Origin of the sequence: Psychrobacter pulmonis (assembly GCF_904846465.1) — a bacterium.
GTDB lineage: Bacteria > Pseudomonadota > Gammaproteobacteria > Pseudomonadales > Moraxellaceae > Psychrobacter > Psychrobacter faecalis.
This window is the reverse complement of the sequence record NZ_CAJHAT010000004.1, coordinates 157,111-177,335: the sequence shown is the minus strand read 5'-3', so window position 1 is coordinate 177,335 and position 20,225 is coordinate 157,111. Positions and strand designations below refer to the sequence as shown.

Below are 20,225 nucleotides of genomic sequence, written 5' to 3'. Positions count from 1 at the left end.
GAAAGTTTTAGCTTATTAGGCTGTAATAATAGAGATTTTATTACGTTGACTTGCTGGTTATTGAAGAAGATAGGCCCTCGACATAGGCGTAGATAGTATAAGATGGCGTACATTGGCGTAATCTGCAACTATTCAATGGGCAGAGCGCATGATAAAATAGACGGTTCACATGTTAAAACTGGATAACCCGTATGTCAGATTCTACTAAAACCTCTTCATCGTCTGCTAGCACGGGTAACAGTCATATTGACCCGACAGGTTTTGTCAAGCTTGGTGCGCAATTACCTAAGCTTGCAACTATGCTGGCGCAAGCAATAGACGAGTTGGGTCTTACGTTAAGCGCACAGCAGCAGCGCACGTTATTATTGTATTTAGACCAGCTTTTATTATGGAATAAGGCGTATAATCTGACCGCGATTACCGATCCAGTCGAGGCCCTTATCAAACATATTATCGATTGTTTGGCTATTATAACGCATTTACCGTCAGGGTCGCTGCTTGATATTGGTACGGGGGCGGGCTTGCCAGCGGTGATTATTGCTATCTGTCAGCCTGAGCGCCAATGTACCGCCCTCGATAGCAATCAGAAAAAAATTCGTTTTATTAAGCAAATCAGTAGCGAGCTTGGTTTGAGTAACATGCACCCAATCGCCTCGCGTATTGAGGCGCATGAAGCCAGCTACGAGGTGGTAACCTCAAGAGCCTTTGCCAGTCTGATTGATTTTGTCGAAGTGGCTCAGCCGCGCTTGGCAGAAAATGGCTATTTATGCGCGATGAAAGGCAAAGCCCCAAGCGATGAAGAGTTGCAAGCGCTAAGTGACGCTTGGCAGATAAGAACGATTGCATTAAAAGTACCGCGTTTACAAGATAGTCGTCATTTAATTGAATTATCTTATAAAAATGTCTAAGCTATGAGCACGTCACGCTATGTGAGGCAACAATTGTTCTTTAGTCATAAGTGGCGTGTACGCTGGTGTCTAAATAGACTTATAGGTAAGTGTCAGGTATTTGAGTAATATAATAAGCTTGAGCGGCAAAAATACTGTAGTAAAAATCAGTAACAGATTCTAATTAAATTGAGTGAGTGTATGGAAATCATAGCGATTGCGAATCAAAAAGGCGGCGTGGGGAAAACCACGACGGCAGTAAATTTGACCGCCAGCTTAGCGTCCAAGCGCAAGCATGTACTACTGATTGACTTAGACCCACAGGGCAATGCGACCAGTGGCACAGGTGTCGATAAGAACGCCTTGGACTTGACCATCGCTGATGTACTGCTCGATGGCGTTGCGCTATCTGAGGCGATTGTGAGTAGTCCAGCTGGGTTTGATGTCATCGGCGCCAATCGTGATTTGGCAGGGATGGACATTACTTTAATGAGCAAAACCAATAGTCATGAGCTCTTTAAGACGGCAATGGCGCAGTTGGCCAAGGATCAAATCGCGACCAATAAATCTGCTTACGATTATGTCATTATCGATTGTGCACCAAGCTTAAATTTATTAACGATTAATGCATTAGTTGCCACCGATAGCGTTATTATTCCCATGCAGTGTGAATATTATGCCCTAGAAGGTTTGGCGGATTTGTCGCAGACGATTGAGCGTCTCACTGAACTTAATCCTAAGCTCTATATTCGCGGTGTGGTCAGAACCTTGTTCGATGCGCGCAATACCTTGGCGCGTGATGTCTCTGCTGAGTTAGAGGCGCACTTTGGTGATATTATGTATAAAACTCATATTCCAAGAAATATTCGTTTGGCTGAAGCACCCGCACATGGCTTGCCAGTTATTGCTTACGAAAGATGGTCAAAAGGTGCGCGCGCCTATCAAAAACTGGCGGCTGAGGTGATAAAGCAGAGCGCATCATTATAAGTTCATGTTGCAAGTTAATAAAAGAACAGCAAATTATATTTATCAGTAAGCCGGTATTTAGCAATATTTGGCTTTTTATTTTAGCGTTAGAGGATAGGTAATCATGGCAAAGAAAAGAGGGTTGGCTGCCAATCGAGGCTTAGATGCCTTATTAGGGTCAATCAAAAAAGAAAAGCAAATTGCCGCCTCTGCCTTACAAGATGACACGGTAGTGCGTGAGCATACTGAGTCAACCAAAATACCACAACCTATTGAGCAAGAAGATAGCGCAGCTGCGGCTGTTAACAAGCCTTCTGCCTTGCCAGTGTCTGAACAAACCAATGACAATAATAATCGTAAAGCGCGGACGATAAAAAAAGCCCCTGTTAATAAGGCTCGCACAAACGTCACAGAAAATAGTACCTCTGAAGACCAAATCAGCTTGGTGCAAATCGATGTAACACGTCTGCAAGCAGGTAAGTATCAGCCGCGCCGTGATATGAGCGAAACGGCGCTGGCAGAATTGGCTTCTTCTATTGAGCAGCATGGCGTCATGCAGCCGATTGTTATTCGTCCATTACTGGCGAATGAAGATAAAAGCGAAGCCTTGGTGACGCATGAGATTATCGCTGGCGAGCGCCGCTGGCGTGCGGCAAAAATGGCGGGTAAATCGGTTATACCAGCGATTGAACGTGCACTATCTGATGAATTGGCCATAGCATTAGCCTTGATTGAAAATATTCAGCGCGAAGATTTATCGGTGATTGAGCAGGCGGCTGCCCTGCAGCGCTTTCATACAGAATTTGGTATGAGCCATGCCATGATTGCCGAAGTCGTTGGTAAAGCGCGTACCACGGTATCGAATCTTTTGCGCTTGAATCAGCTGCACGATACAGTTAAAGATCATTTGGCAAATAGTGCTTTAGATATGGGACATGCGCGTACCCTGTTGGCGCTATCATCAGAACAGCAGCCTATTATTGCGCAAAAAATCATTGATGCAGGCATGACGGTGCGCGAGGCTGAGAAATTGGTTAAGTCAATCTTGCAGCCAGCACCAAAAGCTAATCGCACCGAGCAAGTACAGTCTCGCGATGTTGAGCGCTTAACCCAGCGTTTAACTGATATGTTAGGCGCAGAAGTAAAGCTTAAACATAAAAAAGATGGGCAGGGTAGTGTTGAGATATTCTTCCACAATCATGATCAACTAGCGGCTTTGATCAAGCATATAGAAGCGCAGGCTTAGAGCTTTTTATACCCCTGAACTGGTTATTCAAATGTAAAACCGTCTTTTAATAATTAACAAAAACATAGAAGAGAGTGCGTATGTGGGAGCTGGTAAAAGCAGGTGGTTGGCTGATGACACCTATCGTGGTGTGCTCAATATTGGCATTGGTGATTATTATCGAGCGTAGCCATACGTTGCAGTTTAATAAAATTGTACCTAATAGATTGCGCGAACAGCTAATAACCCGTCTACGTGAAAACGGTGATATTGGCCGCACGCAGCTGATGAATGTCAAAGAAAAAACCCCTTTGGGTGATATTCTGGCAACTGGCCTTCTGTATCGCCAATACGGCCTAGACTCGATGACGATGCATATGCAAAACCGCGCCAGTGTGCAAGTGCATCAGTTAGAAAAAAATATCAATATGCTCGGTACTATTGGGGCGATTGCGCCGCTGCTTGGTTTGCTAGGTACGGTGTTGGGTATTATCTCGTCGTTTTTGGCGATTACGGATGGCGCGATGCAAGACCCAACGATGCTAGCTGCTGGCGTGTCACAAGCATTGATTACCACGGCGGCTGGTATGATTGTGGCTATTCCGGCTCTGGTTGCTTACCGCTATTTTCAGCGCCGTATTATCGATATCAATGCGCAGTTTGAGACGCAAGCGGGACTGATGATTCAAGAATTGTATGATTATCAATTGCTAGACAATACGCATGCCTCTACCATGTCTCTACCTGCTAATGGGTCGGAAACAACTAAAACTAAGGGTTATGAGCTTTCACTTGATACCTCAGATTTAGAGACAGCCGCTACAGCAACTTAATTGTGTGATGTCACTTATTTGTTGAATCTGTACATTGCAGCCCATTAAAGAGAGCGATATGCGTTTTAGAAAACCGACCGTTGAGCCACTTGAAATCAATCTGACGCCGATGATTGATTGTTTATTATTTTTAATCGTATTTTTACTGCTTGCCACCTCGTTCAATCACTTTAGCCGCTTAAATATTATTCTTCCGGAAGCGGAAGGAGTGGCATTAACAGAAGAGAAAAATAGTATTGAAGTCGCTGTGCAAGAAGATGGCAGTTATTTGGTTAATGGCATCACCCTTGCGAGTAGCGATGAGGCCGAGCTGACTAACGTGCTTCAGCAAGAGGCGGGAAGCAATCGTGATATGCTATTTGTCATTGCTGCTGATGCAAATGCCACCCATCAATCGGTGGTACGGGTCATGGATATCGCTGGTAAACTGGGTTTTTTAAATCTCAATATCAGTACGGTTGTGCCGCTTGGGCAGCCTTTACCAACATCTGCGCCGCAATAGATTTTAGGGCGTTTGATATATTGCTACAGTAAAAGCATCAAACGCCACTATCATGACCCTTGGTGTTTTTACTGCTGTATTTTATGTTCACTTGCCACTGCTGCATTTGTGTCATTTCCTTTTATACCTAAATTGAGGCTTTTATGAGCCAAGCTTATCAACCTGACTCTAAAAAAAATTCTGCTAAAAAGTTGTCAGCAGCGCCATCAAATACGCCCAGGCATAGGACTTTATTACGTCTGTTAAGCTACCTTAAACCTTATTGGTGGGCGTTAATTTTGGTTATAATAGGTTTTGCGATTAATGCGGCGACAGAGATTTGGATTGCCAAGTTATTGCAATATATCACTGATGCCATCAATCAAAACGACCAAAGCAAACAGGATTTATTTCCATTTATTATTGTGGCGCTGTTTTTTGTCCGCGGCGTGGGCAGTTTTTTGGGTAATTACTATACGGCATTGGTGTCGCGCAATCTTGTTTATGAGTTACGCGTTCAAGTGTTCAATAAGCTTTTGCGTTTGCCAAGCTCATTCTATCTGGCAAATCCAGCAGGGACGATTTCATCCAAGCTTATTTTTGATGTTGAGCAGGTGACTGCTGCCAGTACCGATTCGATGAAAACCTTGTTGCGCGATGGTCTGACCGTTGTGGCTTTGATAGGATTTTTGCTTTATAGCAACTGGCGTTTAACTTTGATTTTATTTGTGGTGCTACCACCGATTTTATGGCTGATACGGGTGGCTTCAAAGCGTTATCTAAAGCTGTCTAAAGGTATTCAAGAAACCATGGGTAGTGTCAGCCATATCACCAATGAGGTCATCGGCGGCTATCAGGTAGTGAAAAACTATGGCGGACAAGCGTATGAAGCCAAGCGTTTTGATATAACCTCGAAGAAAAATCTGCGCCAAGGCATGAAGGTCGTTGTGACCAATAGCATTAATACCCCAGCGGTGCAGTTATTGATGGCGATGGCGATGGCGGTCGTTGTATGGCTCGCGCTGCGCCCTGCGGTGATAGATAATATCTCGGCGGGTGAGTTTATTTCCTATATTGCTGCCGCAGGATTATTAAGTAAGCCGGTGCGCTCGCTCACTGATATCAACCAAAAATTGCAAAAAGGGCTTGCCGCCGGTGAGTCAATCTTTACTTTATTGGATGAGCCAGAAGAACAAGACACAGGCATACTTAGCCCGACTCTAGCAGGTGACATTCAGTTCGATAATGTCAGTTTGGTTTATCCTGATTCAACAGTAGCGCTGCGTGATTTTACTTTGGATGTGCGTGCAGGCGAGACGATAGCACTGGTCGGGCGTAGCGGCGCTGGTAAGTCTTCACTCGTTAACTTACTCACGCGTACTTTAAATACGTCCTCGGGGCAAATCACCCTTGACGGTATGCTAATTGACGATATCAAACTTGAAAGCTTGCGCGCGCAGATTGCGATGGTCAATCAACAAGTGGTACTGTTTAATACCACGGTGTTTAATAATATTGCCTATGGCAGCCTAGCGGATAAAACCCAAGCTGAGGTCGAGCGCGCTGCAAAAGACGCTTTTGCCCATGATTTTATTATGAAAATGCCAAATGGCTATCAAAGTGAGATTGGCGCTGAAGGCTTGCAGCTGTCAGGTGGTCAACGTCAGCGTATCTCGATTGCGCGTGCGTTATTGAAAGATGCACCAATTTTGATTTTAGATGAAGCCACTAGTGCGTTAGATAACGAGTCAGAGTACTATATTCAAAAAGCACTCGATAACGTCATGAAAGATAGGACGACACTGGTGATTGCCCATCGTTTAACAACGATTGAAACAGCTGACCGTATTGCGGTGTTAGATAGTGGTCAGGTTGTTGAACTAGGCACCCACGAAGAGCTGATGCGATTGCATGGCCATTATGCGCAAATGTACGCGCGTGATTTTGAATAAAGCTGCTGTTTGAGTCAAGCTACTGTTTGGGTAAAGCTAAGGAAAGCAATGATTGTACGTTGCGGTATAGGTATGACTCAATAAATAGGATAAATAACACATCACTATGAGTATTGAAACCACAATGACGCGTGCATGGCAACGTCAGGCCGCTTGGCTCTGGCTGCTACTGCCTGTCAGCTGGTTGTATGGATTCATTACGATGGTGCGCCGTCAGGCTTATAAGATAGGCCTATTTGCCAGTTATCGTGCGCCTATCCCGCTGATGGTGATTGGTAATATCACGGTAGGCGGTAGCGGTAAGACACCGTTGATTATTGCCTTGGTCAACTATCTACAAAAGCAAGGCATAAAGGTAGGCGTTATCAGCCGCGGCTATGGCGGTGATAGTAACCAGATGCCAGCTTTGGTACATGCCGATAGCTTGCCAAGCATCGTAGGGGATGAGCCCTGTTTAATTGTCAATATGACAGGCGCGGCGATGGCCGTTTGCCCCAATCGTAAGCAGGCTATTACCACTTTGTTAAACGCACATCCTGAGTTACAACTGATTATTGCTGATGATGGCTTGCAGCATTATGCGCTGCAACGTGATATCGAATGGATTGTGGTCGATGCGTCGCGTGGTTTTGGTAATCAGCAATTGCTACCAACCGGTTTTTTACGCGAACCCATGTCGCGCTTAACAGGCGCAAATGTGGTTTATCATGAAAAAGCGGATAGGACGACCAAAGATAATAAGCAAGCTAAAGCTAAGCGTTTAACGATGTATCTACAAGCGGATAAATTGCAGCCTTTATGGTCTTCTGCTGTTGAGATAGATGGTTTAAGTGTCGCAGCAAAAACGCCTATGCTACTTATGCCACCTATACCAAATGGTCGGGTACATGCGGTAAGCGGTATCGGTTATCCGCAGCGTTTTTTTGATACCTTAATGGCGCTCGGTTTTGATGTCATTGGGCACGCTTATCCCGATCATTATGATTTTAGCTTGACTGAGCTTTTACAATATAGCGAGCTGCCGATCATTGTCACCAGTAAAGACGCGGTCAAAATCAGAGCGTTACTAATAAATATGTCTAGCCGCCAACCACTTAACGATGAATATCAAGAACTCGTTCATCGCTTATGGGTATTGCCAGTGACTGCGGTGTTATCAGACGGTTGCTATGTCAGCTTACAGCAGCAATTAAAAGCTTTAAATATTAATTTATCTAAAAGCACAAAAGCGTAAATGATTTTATAGGAATAAACCATGTCGTCAGACTTAATATCAGCTGAAACAATGCCAATTGAAGCTGCGCCAGCCAAAACTCATATTGTTATTCCTGCGCGCTTTAAAAGTACGCGCTTACCCGGTAAGCCATTATTAAAGATTCATGGCAAACCAATGATACTGTGGGTGGCTGAAAAAGCACAGTTGGCTGATTTTTCTGACGATATGTGTATTGCGACTGATGATGAGGCGATTGCTAAAGTTTGCACAGAGGCAGGTTTTGATGTGGTGATGACCAGTAATGAGCATGCGTCAGGGACCGACCGTTTGGCGGAAGTTGCCGCTATCAAAGGCTGGGCTGAGCATGATATCGTGGTCAATATGCAGGGTGACGAGCCTTTGGTACCGCCGTTATTGTTACAGCAAGTCAAAGCCCTGCTAGTGCAAGATAGCGACAGCGTGATGGCGACTTTATGCGAGCCTATCGAAGACTACGAAACTTTTATGCGCCCATCGGTCGTAAAAGTTGTCAGTCAGACGTCCAGCAATTTACAGCGTGCATTATATTTTAGCCGTGCACCGATTCCGTGCGACCGTGATGTGGTTTTGGCAAAAGATAAAAATATACAGCAGCAACCACCAAAAAACGCTTATCGTCATTTGGGGCTATACGCCTACCGCGTTAGCTTGTTACAGCAGTTTGTGCATTGGTCACAAACGCCGCTCGAGATATTAGAAAGCCTAGAGCAATTACGAGTTTTAGAAAATGGTGGTCATATTGCTATTGCCACTGCAAGCTGTCATCTACCAGCTGGCGTCGATACCCAAGAAGATTTAGATCGGCTAAATGCCATGAGCTTAATTGATTTTCAAAACTGCTAATTTACATAATTAATAATAGCCTAAGTAAATGTTTATAAAGTATTTTATTAAATAGAGTAGGATTGTTTGTTACTCAAAGGTTGTAAGCGTATTGAACGTATTTAAGGTATTGAGCGATGATCGTGAATGAGGTAACTGAAATGACCAGCGCATTGCCTTTGACGGATAATATATATTTTGCACCGCTATTACCGTGGCAAAATGAGTTGTGGTCACAGCTGACTAAGCGGGTATTAATGCCGCAGCAATCTTTGCCGCACGCGCTCTTAGCGGCAGGCATGCAAGGTATGGGCAAGCGCGCCTTTGTCTGGCGTTTGGTCGCATGGTTATTATGCCGAGAGCGCAATAACCATCCGCTCGGCGCTTGCAGTATTTGTGAGAGTTGTCAATGGCTCAGATCAGGAACGCATCCAAGCTTACAAGTCCTGCCAATGATTGGTATACCAGTCAGTGTCGACCATGCTGATGCTAAACAAGCGGCAACTAACAGCGCAAAAGACAAAAAATCTGCCAAAGCTGCCAGTAACGCTGCGTTAAAAATAAAAGTTGATGATATCCGTGCTTTGCAGCCGTTTATTTATCAAGGCGGGCAGGGCATGCGGATTTGTGTGCTAGATTATGCAGAGCAAATGACCATTGCTGCGGCTAATGCGCTGCTTAAAACTTTGGAAGAGCCACAAGCGCAAGTGCATTTATTCCTCATCAGTGATACTCCGGCGCAGTTACTGCCAACCATAAAAAGCCGCGTTCAGCAGCTGGCATTGCAAACGATTGATCCTGCTGTTTCAGTCGATTATGTCACTCAGGCTTTAGGTAGTACGGTCAATCGTGAGGCGGTCGGCACAGCGGCCATTGAGCAGCTGATACAGTTGGCAAATGGCGCGCCTTTAGCCGCGGTCGCCCTTGCGCAAGCACCATGGTATAGCAAGCGCGCACTATGGCTGACAACGTGGCAAGCGTTGCGTAGCGGCAAGCGTAGTAGCATAGCGGCAAGCGACTATTGGCAGCCCCAGCTTAGTATAAGCGAGTTTATTCAATTGTCGGAGCTAATGCTTGTTGATATACGCCGCGTATGCTTGGGTCTTGATGCGCTGCAAAAGGATATTGATTTACCAGCGTCTTTACACAGTCATCAACCTACTGAAAGTAGTTTAGAGACGTTTATGAAAAGTATGCAAGAAATAAAAACGGCTCTACAACAAAATGTGCAAGAAAAATTCGCTTATGATAAGCTGATGCAAGAATTGGCTTATTTATAAATCAGATTAAAAAATAAACCTCACTTATAAAGGAAGCGGACTATGGCAATGCCAGGACGTGGCGGGATTTTAACCTGCCATATTGAAGATATGGAAACGTTATACGCAAGCTATTTATCCTTTGTGACCAATGGCGCGTTATTTGTGCCGTCTGATAAAACTCAAAAGCTGGGCGATGAGGTGTTTATTGCTGTCACTTTACCCAATTCTAGCGAACGGCTACCAATGAATGGTAAAGTGGTTTGGATCAATTCAAAAAGCCAAAGCGGCCGTCCAGCAGGCTTTGCGGTGCAAATAGGCACTGATGTCGCTGGGCTAAGAATCAAAAACGAGGTCGAGCGCTTATTGGCCGGTAAGCTTGATAGCTTGCAGTCGACTTATACGATGTAGTATTTTGCAGAGCTTGAAATGTATTTGCTATTAGCATAATACATTTAGCGAAAAAATGAAAAAAGCAGCCTTCTATATTGATGAGGCTGCTTTTTTATGCGCCGTATTTTATTGAATGCTATAGTGAGGGAAAAGTAATATCGATACATCACGCACTGCTGATATCAATTTTTCTTGCTTGCTGTGCCTGCGCAGATAGAGGCTACAAAAAATTAATATCAGCAATACCGTCGCGTTTTTAGAATATTTTGACTATACAGGCATACATTTGGCTAATAGCGCGGTGGCACGTACATATCATCGGGAATTGGCTCGCGGTAATACTCATCATCGCGCTTGCGTTCGGGCAACTCAATCTCATCGCGCGGTACTTCTTTATAGGGGATTTGCTCAAGTAAATGAGCGATACAGTTTAGCCGTGCGCGTTTTTTATTATTGCCTTCGACCACCCACCACGGCGCTTCAGGGATATGGGTGCGCTCAAACATGGTCTCTTTGGCTTTGGTATAATCCTCCCAGCGCCGACGTGATTGTAAGTCCATCGCTGACAGCTTCCACTGCTTAAGTGGGTCATGAATCCGGCTCATAAAGCGTGAATGCTGCTCGTCATCGGTAATCGAAAACCAGTATTTGACCAAGCGAATACCTGAGCGTACCAGCATACGCTCAAATTCAGGTACTGATTGGAAAAACTCTTCGTACTGGGCATCGGTACAAAACCCCATGACGCGTTCAACGCCCACACGGTTGTACCAGCTGCGATCAAACAAGACAATCTCGCCAGCGGCGGGCAAGTGCGCTACATAACGCTGGAAATACCACTGCGACTGTTCGCGTTCGGTTGGTGCGGGTAGCGCAGCCACGCGGCAAACACGCGGGTTTAAGCGCTGGGTAATACGCTTGATAGCGCCACCTTTACCCGCAGAATCGCGCCCTTCAAATATCACCACAATGCGCTCGCCGTATTCGACCACCCAATCTTGCAGTTTGATAAGCTCTCGTTGTAGTCGCAGTAATTCTTCAAAATAAGTACGCCGATCGAGCTTTTCTTGCTCACTCATCGCGCGGCCATCAAAACGAAAGTCGCGCACGTAATCGTCTATCTCATTTTCCAGCTCTTCGTCATAGCTGTCGATCAAATCTTGATGCATTTTGCGTCGTAGCTCATCGTCAAACACTTCTTTATCCATACGAGTAATAAAGCTGTCTTGTTCGAGTGCTGACCGCGCTTGCCGCTTTGAGGCATTTAAGGTTTGCCGGTCGATCGATGAGGAATCTTTGCTCATAATAAGCTCCTAAGCAATATTTTTATGGTTATTATTCACTATGATAGTGCTATATGTGGTTTATTACTCTAGCATATTTACAATAACGCTATGAGTACGCCATGTTTACTTGTTGCAGTCTTTTTAATGTTTTTTTCAACCAAAACAAAAAACTCCCTCTAATCATCAGATTAAAGGGAGCATTAACATTGAATGCTATTTATTGGCTAATTAACTTAACTAATAAATTATTTCTCTAGAATACAGGTTACGCCTTGACCGCCAGCGGCGCAGATTGAGATAAGTGCGCGACCTGAACCTTTTTGGTCTAACAATTTGGCAGCAGTGGCTAGGATACGACCACCGGTTGCGGCAAATGGATGACCTGCGGCAAGTGATGAGCCATTGACGTTTAGCTTGCTACGATCGATAGAGCCTAGTGGCGCATCAAGACCCAAACGCTCTTGACAGAACTTCTCATCCTCCCAAGCTGCTAGCGTTGATAACACTTGTGAGGCAAACGCTTCATGGATTTCATAGAAGTCAAAATCTTGCAGCGTTAAACCAGCGCGCTCAAGCATACGCGGTACCGCATAAGCTGGCGCCATGAGTAAACCTTCTTTATCGCCAGATTTACCGATAAAATCAACAGCAGCTGTTTCTTGATGAACGATGTATGCTAGTGGTTTAAGACCACGCTCTTTTGCCCATTCGTCATTGGCCAATAGCACACAAGAGGCGCCATCGGTTAGCGGCGTCGAGTTAGCGGCTGTCATGGTTGGGTTGGCGTTCTTTTTACCAAACACGGGTTTGAGTTTAGCAAGCTTGTCTAACGTCGTATCTGGGCGCAAGTTGTTATCGCGCGTCAAACCTTTGTATGGCGTGATTAGGTCGTCAAAAAAACCTTCGTCATACGCGCGTGCTAGATTTTTATGGCTGTTAAAGGCAAGCTCATCCTGATCTTCACGGCTGATGTTCCACTCAAGGGTGGTAATCGCTTGATGGTCACCCATGGATAAACCCGTACGCGGCTCGCCATTTTGTGGTGAGTCGATCAAATCTTTAGGATTTAAACCCATTAGCGCTTTTAGACGTTGTTTGTTGTCTTTAGCCGCGCCCAATTTGATTAGCACTTTACGTAAGCCATCACCAACAGCGATAGGGGCGTCAGAGGTGGTATCCACACCGCCAGTAATCGCCGAATCAATAATACCAAGGGCGATTTTATTGGCAGAAGCAAAGGTTGCTTGTAAGCCAGTACCGCAAGCTTGTGAGATATCATACGTTGGCGTATGTGGGTTTAAGGCGGTGCTTAGTGTCGCTTCACGCGTCAAGTTGATATCACGGCTCAATTTCATCACCGCACCAGCAACGACTTCACCGACTTTTTCATCTTGTAAGTTAAAACGCTCGACCAAGCCATCTAACGCGGCGGTTAGCATGTCAGTATTGCTGTCATCAGAGTAAGCACCGTTTGAGCGCGCAAACGGAATACGGTTGCCGCCTAGGATAGCGACGCGATGTTGACCCGAGCTCAGGCCAGCTTTGCTCGATTCTTTAGCGGTTGTTTTTTTACTAGCTGTGTCAGTCTTTTTATTGGCATCTTTAGCCGCACTATCATCTTTAGTAGCGTTAGTAGTTTTGCTGTCTTTTGAGCTTTTTTCAGCGGTGCTCTCCTTTTTAGACTCATCTTTTTTAGACTCATCTTTTTTAGACTCATCTTTTTTAGACTCGTCTTTCTTAGAATTATCTTTATTAGAGCTGTCTGTTTTCGTATCCGCTGCTTTTGTATCAGACTTTTTATCGTCCGCTTTTTTTGGCTCAGCGGTTTTTGAGTTTGCCATTGTGTCAAAAACGTTTGGCTGCTTGGCGTCTTCAGTTGCTGCTTTTTTGGTTGCTGCGTCAGTCGCTGTTTCGGTATTTTGGCTATCACCGGCTTTTACTACGGTCGTTTCAACAACAGGGCTATCAGGGTGATTGTTTTTAGTACTCATAATATTATCCTTAAAAAATATGGGTAGAAGATAAAAGGGAAAAACAAAATAAAAATAAAAGAGAAAAACATAGTACACGGCAGAGAAGGTTAGCATAAGGCGCTTTTTACGCGCTTACTGTATCTCTTTAGCAAACGATGTGACGCTAATTTTAAGCTCATGCCTTCAATGCTAATTATCAAACGCTACTGATCATACTGGTTAGTATTGACGAATAACATTGCATAACGGCGCTTTTGATAATATATTGTTATCTATAAATGCATTTGCCATAACTTATACGTTATATTTTAACATAAGTGGGGTGTTTTTAAGGCGAGAAAAAGTTGCTATCTTGTATACTGGCTTGTCTACAGATTATGATAGACAGGCGCAGCTTTTGGACTTGTTTTGCATGGAAGTGTATAGTTAGAGCAATTTTGAACCTGTTTATTTATATTAATAATTTTTTTCTTCTCATCAATTATAGGATTATATTATGTCAGACCGTTATGGTGATTTTGTGCAGTCTTCTATTGGCCGAAAAGTGGCAAAAAATCTAGGCTTGCCGATGCCAGTAGAGCTAGACCGTTTTGATAGTGGTCAGCCGTCAGTACGCGGTAGTGTATTGGTTGGCCGTGCTGATGGCGACAATACTGCCATCAGCGAATCAGTTGCTCGTATTTTGTCAGACCTGCACGCTGATGTATTTGTAAACAGCCGTGATGCGGTAAAAGACGCGCTGGCTGATGCAGGCGTGAAAGCCAAAGCCAATACCGGCGGCGATGACGAATTTAAAGTTTTATTGTTTGATGCCAGCAATATCAGTAATGCTGATGAGCTCAAACAAGTGTATGAGTTCTTTCATGCAGTAGCGCGCCGCGTCGAAAAATCAGGTCGTGTTATCGTTATCGGTCGTCCACCAGAAGATCTAAAAGATATTGAAGCGGCATTGGCACAGCGCTCGCTTGAAGGTTTTGTGAAATCTGTTGGTAAAGAGTTTAAGCGCGGTATCACCGCCCAGCTTATCTACGTGGCAGAAGGCGCTGAAAAGAACCTAGACTCAACGTTACGCTTCTTTGCCTCAGCGCGCTCAGCTTATGTGTCAGGACAAGTGGTACGTGTTACTAATGGCGCCAACGTTGATGTCGATTGGACGCAGCCTTTAGGCGGTAAAACCATGCTCGTCACTGGCGCAAGTCGCGGTATCGGTGAAGCCATCGCTCGTGTGTTGGCACGCGAAGGCGCCCATGTTATCTGTCTTGATGTACCGCAGCAGCAAGCGGACTTACAAAAAGTCGCCAGCGAAATCAGTGGTTCAGTATTAACCGTTGATATCACTAGTGAAGATGCGGGCAAAGAAATCGCAGAAGCGGCGCAAAAGCGTGGCGGTTTAGATGCCGTTATTCATAATGCTGGCGTGACCCGTGATAAGACACTGGCAAAAATGGATGAGAAAAAGTGGGACATGGTTATCAACATCAACTTGGGCAGTATTGCCAAGCTAAACCGCTACTTGCTAGATAATGATGTACTAAAAGACCATGCACGTATCGTCTGCGTTTCATCTATCTCAGGTATCGCTGGTAATCTAGGTCAAAGTAACTATGCGACTTCTAAAGCGGGCGTTATCGGTTTGGTAAACGCGACTGCTAAGCAATTAGAAGACGGTTCTAAAGGCATGACTATCAACGCTGTAGCGCCAGGATTTATCGAAACGCAAATGACAGAAGCGATTCCGTTCGCCATTCGTGAAGCCGGTCGCCGTATGAACTCAATGAGCCAAGGCGGTTTACCAATCGACGTTGCTGAAACTATTGCATGGCTTGCGTCACCAGCTTCTGGTGGTCTAAATGGCAATATTGTACGTGTTTGTGGTCAAAGCTTGTTGGGTGCATAATTGAGAGAATATAGATAAAATATTGCTCGATAAATGACTAAATCATAGTGAGCAAGCCTATATTAAGTAAGTAGGGTGTATGAGGTTTTTAAATGGACCTCACATATGCTTACGAAAAATTGCTGATAAATTGTAATAAAGCTGCCCGAGGGTGGCTTTTTTATGATAAAAACAGGTATGAATAAAAGCATGTGCCAGTAAATAAACCAGTAAACAAATAAGCCGACAAACGAATGCTTCACTGTTTACAAGTAGCCAGATAATTTGCTCCAGCCTCAGTTAGCTCAACCCCATTTAGGATTTATTATGTCAGACAAACATTATGATGCGTTGCCAAAAGCGCATACCACCTACGCCAATATCGTCAAGAGTCTATTGCCTATTGGTAATAACGAAAAGGTCAGCCGCGATCAGTTGCCACAAGCGACGTATTATGTAGATAATTTGCACATCGACCAAAATAATCTTGACGATTATCGTAAGATTTGTGGTTTCGCCGACAATGGCAAAATACCGATTACCTATTTTTCTGTTTTATCACAGACGTTACAAATGAATATGATGGTCAAAGAGCCATTTCCCTTTGCTATGCTAGGTTTGGTGCATGTGGATAATAGCGTGACGCAGTATCGTCCTATCGGTGAGCGTGAAACGGTAGCGATGGCGGTGAAGTTTGATAATCTACGCGACCATGCGCAAGGCCAGCAGTTTGATTTTGTCACCACCGTTAAGTCAGATGACGAGGTAATTTGGGAAGGCACTTCTACTTATTTGTCACGTGGAAAAAAATCAGGTAGCAAAGATAAAAAAAGCACACCGCGTCCAGTGACCGTTAAGCCTTTAGTGAATGAAGAAGGCGTGCACAGTATCTTTGAAGTACCAGAAGATATCGGCCGTCGTTATGCGTTTGTTTCAGGGGATTTTAACCTTATCCACTTGCACCCACTATCGGCACGCGCATTTGGTTTTCCAAAAGCCATCGCCCACGGCATGTGGTCAAAAGCTAAGTGCCTCGCCTTGATGGATGAGCTACCAGATGCTTGCACGATCAATGTATCATTTAAGCTGCCTATCTTTTTGCCAGCTGAAGTAGAGCTGATCGCTGAGCCGATAGCGCAGTTAAAGAGCCCAACCGATACTTGCGAGTTTGGCTTATTTAGTGCTAAAAACGACAAGCCGCATCTTGCTGGTGTGATCAAACTGCAAAGCGAAAATCAATAGATTGCGCCATATTTTTAACCTTTATATTTTATTAACCAATTATTCATTATGACTTTACATGACAATGCAACAAGCGTAGCTGCGCCCGATAACTCAGCTACCATAGATGAATCTACTGCTAAAGATAACGGTATCGATTTGGAAAATATGTTTGAGCCGTATTTTCGCCCTGATGACAACACCATCGTGTGCGGCGCCCTCGACGACGAAAAGGTCGCTACTTTAGCGGCGGCTGGCGTTGAGTTGGTGCTTAACTTGCAGCCAGATGACGAGCTAAATTTTGATGAGCGCGCGGCGGTAGAGCGCGCTGGTATGCATTATGAGCAGCTGCCTATCAGCGGGGCCAAGGATTTAAAACAGTTAAATATATTGGCGTTTGATAACATCTTGCGTCAGTACCATGGCAAAAAAACCGTCTTGCACTGTGGTTCTGGTAATCGCGCTGGTGCAGCGGTAGCACTGCGTGCGGGCTGGTTACGCGGACGCAAAATGGATACGGCAATGGAGCGCGGGCGCAGTCATGGTTTGACGAAGCTAGAAGAAGAGGTTCATAATCGTTTATTGGTGCCACGCTAGACTCATGGCATACTAAGCATGTATGGCAAACTGTACGCGTTACATATGAGCGACATGCAACAAAAAAGGCGACCAATAGGTTGCCTTTTTTATGAGCATAGGTTGCCTTTTTTATGAGCAAATTTCGTGATTAATTAGCTAATGAATTTTTTGACTATAAAAAATGTTTTTATAAATAAAGCGAGTGAAGAATGAAAAATAATAATGAGAAAGCTGATAATCAAAACGTCTATACGTCTATTAATCCTGTTATTCAGCAAAAATTACAACAATTGCTAACATATTTGCAGCTTGATGACGCACCAGCTGGCGGTGCCTTGGTGGTTTATCAAGCGGGGCAATGTATTGCTCAGGCTAGTGTGGGAATGGCGCGCGCGGATTTGTCATGGAGCCCCGATACCCTATCGCTGAATTTTTCAACAGGGAAAGGGGTGTTGGCGACATTGGTGCATGTGTTGGTCTCCGAGCATATGCTTGATTATGACCGAGCGATTGCGGATTATTGGCCTGCTTTTGCCGCGCAAGGAAAAGGGCAGATTACTTTGCGTAGCGTCATGTCGCATCAGGGCAATTTATTCTCGATTCAAAGTATCGATGTCGATAACGACACAGTGCTCGATTGGCAGCTCATGCTAGAAAAGGTTGCTGCTATGCCAGTAATAGCGCCTGAAGACAGCGCCTTATATGAGAGCGCTTATAGCGCCTTGGTTTATGGCTGGGTACTGGGCGGCGTGATAGAAGCCGTTACCCATATGTCATTAGCCACAGCGCTGCGTCACTATTTGACTGAGCCGCTAGGAATTGCAGACAGCTGTTATTTTGGGGTGCCAGACGATAAAGTAGATGAAGTGGCTCATTTGGTTAAATATTTCCAAACAGACGAACACACAGCCCAGCAAATAAGCAATCAGGAGCTGTCGCAAGCGCGACCTCGCCGCAGCAAACCCGTGTTAAGAGCGGATTCTGAAAATACTTTGCGCATTTATTCAAGCCTACCAAGCTATACTTGTTGGCAAAAAAGAGCGCTAACCAATCAAGCAGGCGCAAATGAAAGCGCAATGGCAGATGGGCTGCCTAATTTGGATACAGCAAAAATTAACCGTTTATACTTTAATAACAGCCAGCTTAATCTAAAAAACTATAAATCGGCTCTTGTGTTGGCTAATAAACAACCTATCGATTATTACGATAAACGGACGCTACAAGCCATCATTCCCGCTGCCAACGGCGTGGCATCAGCGCAAGCATTAGCAACTATTTATGCCATGCTAGCCAATGGCGGTACATGGCAGGGGCAGACATTAATTGACGACGCAACATTTAAGCAGCTTTCAACCCCGCAAACCACTGGCATGGACGCGGTAATGCCGGCGAAAATGAACTGGCGCTTGGGCTATCATCGCAGGTTTAGCATTTGTCAAAGTGAAGCTTCTAATATGAGCGCGCAAGGTTTTGGGCACATGGGTTATAACGGTTCGGTTGCGTGGTGTGATCCTGCGCGGCAATTGTCGTTTACCTTTATCCATAATTTTGATGTAACAATGCTCAATGATGTCCGCCAGTTTGCGCTGACGGAAGCGGTATTAGATTTGATTGACGCTGGAATCTAGTAGACGTGACTCTTGAACTTAACTCAATATTCTTGTTGCCAGTATGAAAAACAGAAATACAGGTGCTTAAAGGATAAGTAGCAACACTATAACTAACAAAAGTATTGAGGTAGTCGTCCGAAATTATCCATGGCGCGGCTTATTAGGCGTGAGCTTAAGCAACCTTGGGGAAATCAAACCATGGATAAAGATAGACGCCAAAATGACAATTGAGCAGACTATCCAAAGTTTAACAGCGTCTACTTCATCAAAGAAGCCTTGATTGAGGGCGTAAGACAGATAATATAAGGTGCCAATACCGCGTATACCGAGGGCAGAAATGGCATACTTTTCAGTATAGGGCAGCTTTAATCCTGATAGAGCAATCAATCCGCCAATCGGTCGAATCAATAATAAAAAGGTAAAGCTGACGATATAGACGCGCCATGTCAGCTCAACGCCCGCTTGCAGTCCTTGACCTAAAAACATGCCAAAAACCACAAGAACTAAGGACATCAGTAAGCCTTCTGACTGCTCAGCAAAATCGTGCAGCTTTTGGTGATAACTGTGTTCACGCTCCGAGCGTCGAAAGGCAAAGGCGGCGACAAATACTGCAATGAAGCCATAGCTGTGTACATATTCTGCCAAACCATAGGCCAGCAAGGTGAGAGCTATCACCACATAACCTTGAGAGATGGAGGTATTGTGGCTGTATTTTGAAAAGACCAATTTTGCTAGTAATTTACCAACCACAATCCCGACCACCAAACCTGCGCCAATTTTCCACAGCACATCAGTCGTAAACCATTGCCACAGCATCTCACCTGTGAACTGCTGCCCGCCGCTATAAGCTTCTGCGACCTTAATCGCTAAATAGACAAATGGGAACGCCAAGCCGTCATTTAACCCTGCTTCTGAGGTCAAGGTAAAGCGCGGTGTATCCTCGCCGCCAGTATTGGGCGGTCCGACTTGGATACTAGAGGCTAGCACAGGATCGGTCGGAGCCAGTACCGCACCGAGCAAGATGGCCGCGCCTAATGTCAAACCAAAAGCATAATAGCCTAAGAGCGCCATGGCAAAAATACCAATCGGCATGGTGATAAGTAGTAAGCGCACAGTCGGGCGCCATAAGTGCCACGACAGCTCAGTATCTATCTTGATACCTGCACCAACCAGCGAAACCAATACCACGATTTCGGTCAGTTTTTCGATAATTAAACCGTTATCCATCGGATTTAAAAAAGATAAACTGGTCCACCAATAGCCCATGAATAGACCAAAGCTTACTTGCAGCATGGGCAGCGAGATGGGCGTACGTTTAAAAAGAATAGGAAACAGTGCCCCGAATAAAAAGGCAATACCGCAGACCAATAAGAATAAATTATAGTTTTCAATCATAAGTTTGGTGCACGCTATTTTTTGGTTTTAAAAAGATAAAGTTACAAGAGGTTTAATCGCTATTAATAATGAGCGCAAATGCTTTTTATTACCGCAAAAAAACGTTAACAGAACGGCGGTAGCGTTGTTTTTTGGTGAAAAAAAGCCTGCATGGCGCAGGCTTTGGGTAATTCTATAAGGTTAGTGATAAATCATTGCGTTTACAGATTTAT

17 protein-coding genes are annotated in these 20,225 nt (G+C 44.6%); 14 read left to right on the top strand and 3 right to left on the bottom strand.

Translation table 11 applies throughout. The features are described 5' to 3' along the window. Window positions 1-191 precede the first annotated feature (191 nt). The 10 genes from rsmG (at window position 192) to JMX70_RS08705 (ending at window position 10,091) form a co-directional block, all read left to right on the top strand. Complete coding sequence (gene rsmG / locus JMX70_RS08750; RefSeq protein WP_144297590.1) at window positions 192-908, top strand: 16S rRNA (guanine(527)-N(7))-methyltransferase RsmG; 717 nt, start codon at window positions 192-194, stop codon at window positions 906-908. Window positions 909-1,088: 180 nt separating this feature from the next. After that, the gene (locus JMX70_RS08745) at window positions 1,089-1,874 is read left to right on the top strand and encodes a ParA family protein (RefSeq protein WP_068404866.1); all 786 of its coding nucleotides are present in this window, start codon (window positions 1,089-1,091) and stop codon (window positions 1,872-1,874) included. A 103-nt stretch (window positions 1,875-1,977) separates the two neighbouring features. Next, the gene (locus tag JMX70_RS08740; protein WP_201591331.1) at window positions 1,978-3,099 is read left to right on the top strand and encodes a ParB/RepB/Spo0J family partition protein; all 1,122 of its coding nucleotides are present in this window, start codon (window positions 1,978-1,980) and stop codon (window positions 3,097-3,099) included. An 80-nt stretch (window positions 3,100-3,179) separates the two neighbouring features. Continuing rightward, window positions 3,180-3,911 carry a MotA/TolQ/ExbB proton channel family protein gene (locus tag JMX70_RS08735; RefSeq protein ID WP_201591329.1) on the top strand — a complete coding sequence of 244 codons (732 nt, stop codon included), beginning with the start codon at window positions 3,180-3,182 and terminating at the stop codon, window positions 3,909-3,911. 58 nt (window positions 3,912-3,969) lie between these two features. Continuing rightward, the gene (locus JMX70_RS08730; RefSeq protein ID WP_144297593.1) at window positions 3,970-4,413 is read left to right on the top strand and encodes an ExbD/TolR family protein; all 444 of its coding nucleotides are present in this window, start codon (window positions 3,970-3,972) and stop codon (window positions 4,411-4,413) included. Window positions 4,414-4,556: 143 nt separating this feature from the next. Then, on the top strand, window positions 4,557-6,344 hold the full coding sequence (gene msbA / locus JMX70_RS08725; protein ID WP_227671216.1) for a lipid A export permease/ATP-binding protein MsbA: 1,788 nt from the start codon (window positions 4,557-4,559) through the stop codon (window positions 6,342-6,344). 106 nt (window positions 6,345-6,450) lie between these two features. Continuing rightward, a complete protein-coding gene (gene lpxK, locus JMX70_RS08720) occupies window positions 6,451-7,578 on the top strand; it encodes a tetraacyldisaccharide 4'-kinase (RefSeq protein WP_201591326.1) in 1,128 nt (375 codons plus the stop codon). A gap of 21 nt (window positions 7,579-7,599) precedes the next feature. After that, window positions 7,600-8,442 carry a 3-deoxy-manno-octulosonate cytidylyltransferase gene (kdsB, locus tag JMX70_RS08715; protein ID WP_227671215.1) on the top strand — a complete coding sequence of 281 codons (843 nt, stop codon included), beginning with the start codon at window positions 7,600-7,602 and terminating at the stop codon, window positions 8,440-8,442. A 116-nt stretch (window positions 8,443-8,558) separates the two neighbouring features. Then, on the top strand, window positions 8,559-9,701 hold the full coding sequence (locus JMX70_RS08710) for a DNA polymerase III subunit delta' (RefSeq protein ID WP_227671214.1): 1,143 nt from the start codon (window positions 8,559-8,561) through the stop codon (window positions 9,699-9,701). A gap of 42 nt (window positions 9,702-9,743) precedes the next feature. Then, window positions 9,744-10,091, top strand: coding sequence for a PilZ domain-containing protein (locus JMX70_RS08705; RefSeq protein ID WP_068408248.1), 348 nt, complete (start codon window positions 9,744-9,746; stop codon window positions 10,089-10,091). 272 nt (window positions 10,092-10,363) lie between these two features. Here JMX70_RS08705 and ppk2 read toward each other — a convergent pair whose 3' ends face one another. Both ppk2 and JMX70_RS08695 read right to left on the bottom strand, forming a co-directional pair. Continuing rightward, the gene (gene ppk2, locus JMX70_RS08700) at window positions 10,364-11,377 is read right to left on the bottom strand and encodes a polyphosphate kinase 2 (protein ID WP_242465329.1); all 1,014 of its coding nucleotides are present in this window, start codon (window positions 11,375-11,377) and stop codon (window positions 10,364-10,366) included. Window positions 11,378-11,604: 227 nt separating this feature from the next. Continuing rightward, the gene (locus JMX70_RS08695) at window positions 11,605-13,200 is read right to left on the bottom strand and encodes an acetyl-CoA C-acetyltransferase (RefSeq protein ID WP_227671228.1); all 1,596 of its coding nucleotides are present in this window, start codon (window positions 13,198-13,200) and stop codon (window positions 11,605-11,607) included. A 628-nt stretch (window positions 13,201-13,828) separates the two neighbouring features. Between JMX70_RS08695 and JMX70_RS08690 the strand changes: the two genes are divergently transcribed. From JMX70_RS08690 to JMX70_RS08675, 4 genes are all read left to right on the top strand, one after another. Next, complete coding sequence (locus tag JMX70_RS08690) at window positions 13,829-15,229, top strand: 3-oxoacyl-ACP reductase (RefSeq protein WP_201591323.1); 1,401 nt, start codon at window positions 13,829-13,831, stop codon at window positions 15,227-15,229. 306 nt (window positions 15,230-15,535) lie between these two features. Next, window positions 15,536-16,450, top strand: coding sequence for a MaoC family dehydratase (locus tag JMX70_RS08685; RefSeq protein WP_201591320.1), 915 nt, complete (start codon window positions 15,536-15,538; stop codon window positions 16,448-16,450). 48 nt (window positions 16,451-16,498) lie between these two features. After that, window positions 16,499-17,026, top strand: coding sequence for a phosphatase domain-containing protein (locus JMX70_RS08680; protein ID WP_068408240.1), 528 nt, complete (start codon window positions 16,499-16,501; stop codon window positions 17,024-17,026). A 191-nt stretch (window positions 17,027-17,217) separates the two neighbouring features. Next, window positions 17,218-18,636, top strand: a complete 1,419-nt coding sequence (locus JMX70_RS08675) for a serine hydrolase domain-containing protein (RefSeq protein ID WP_201591317.1) — start codon at window positions 17,218-17,220, stop codon at window positions 18,634-18,636. A gap of 123 nt (window positions 18,637-18,759) precedes the next feature. Here JMX70_RS08675 and JMX70_RS08670 read toward each other — a convergent pair whose 3' ends face one another. Then, window positions 18,760-20,013, bottom strand: coding sequence for a cation:proton antiporter (locus JMX70_RS08670; RefSeq protein WP_068408236.1), 1,254 nt, complete (start codon window positions 20,011-20,013; stop codon window positions 18,760-18,762). Window positions 20,014-20,225 lie beyond the last annotated feature (212 nt).

Coding starts and splice junctions, on each gene's coding strand:
- rsmG (WP_144297590.1), top strand. CDS start 192: ATGTCAGATTCTACTAAAACCTCTTCATCGTCTGCTAGCACGGGTAAC.
- JMX70_RS08745 (WP_068404866.1), top strand. CDS start 1,089: ATGGAAATCATAGCGATTGCGAATCAAAAAGGCGGCGTGGGGAAAACC.
- JMX70_RS08740 (WP_201591331.1), top strand. CDS start 1,978: ATGGCAAAGAAAAGAGGGTTGGCTGCCAATCGAGGCTTAGATGCCTTA.
- JMX70_RS08735 (WP_201591329.1), top strand. CDS start 3,180: ATGTGGGAGCTGGTAAAAGCAGGTGGTTGGCTGATGACACCTATCGTG.
- JMX70_RS08730 (WP_144297593.1), top strand. CDS start 3,970: ATGCGTTTTAGAAAACCGACCGTTGAGCCACTTGAAATCAATCTGACG.
- msbA (WP_227671216.1), top strand. CDS start 4,557: ATGAGCCAAGCTTATCAACCTGACTCTAAAAAAAATTCTGCTAAAAAG.
- lpxK (WP_201591326.1), top strand. CDS start 6,451: ATGAGTATTGAAACCACAATGACGCGTGCATGGCAACGTCAGGCCGCT.
- kdsB (WP_227671215.1), top strand. CDS start 7,600: ATGTCGTCAGACTTAATATCAGCTGAAACAATGCCAATTGAAGCTGCG.
- JMX70_RS08710 (WP_227671214.1), top strand. CDS start 8,559: ATGATCGTGAATGAGGTAACTGAAATGACCAGCGCATTGCCTTTGACG.
- JMX70_RS08705 (WP_068408248.1), top strand. CDS start 9,744: ATGGCAATGCCAGGACGTGGCGGGATTTTAACCTGCCATATTGAAGAT.
- ppk2 (WP_242465329.1), bottom strand. CDS start 11,377: ATGAGCAAAGATTCCTCATCGATCGACCGGCAAACCTTAAATGCCTCA.
- JMX70_RS08695 (WP_227671228.1), bottom strand. CDS start 13,200: ATGGCAAACTCAAAAACCGCTGAGCCAAAAAAAGCGGACGATAAAAAG.
- JMX70_RS08690 (WP_201591323.1), top strand. CDS start 13,829: ATGTCAGACCGTTATGGTGATTTTGTGCAGTCTTCTATTGGCCGAAAA.
- JMX70_RS08685 (WP_201591320.1), top strand. CDS start 15,536: ATGTCAGACAAACATTATGATGCGTTGCCAAAAGCGCATACCACCTAC.
- JMX70_RS08680 (WP_068408240.1), top strand. CDS start 16,499: ATGACTTTACATGACAATGCAACAAGCGTAGCTGCGCCCGATAACTCA.
- JMX70_RS08675 (WP_201591317.1), top strand. CDS start 17,218: ATGAAAAATAATAATGAGAAAGCTGATAATCAAAACGTCTATACGTCT.
- JMX70_RS08670 (WP_068408236.1), bottom strand. CDS start 20,013: ATGATTGAAAACTATAATTTATTCTTATTGGTCTGCGGTATTGCCTTT.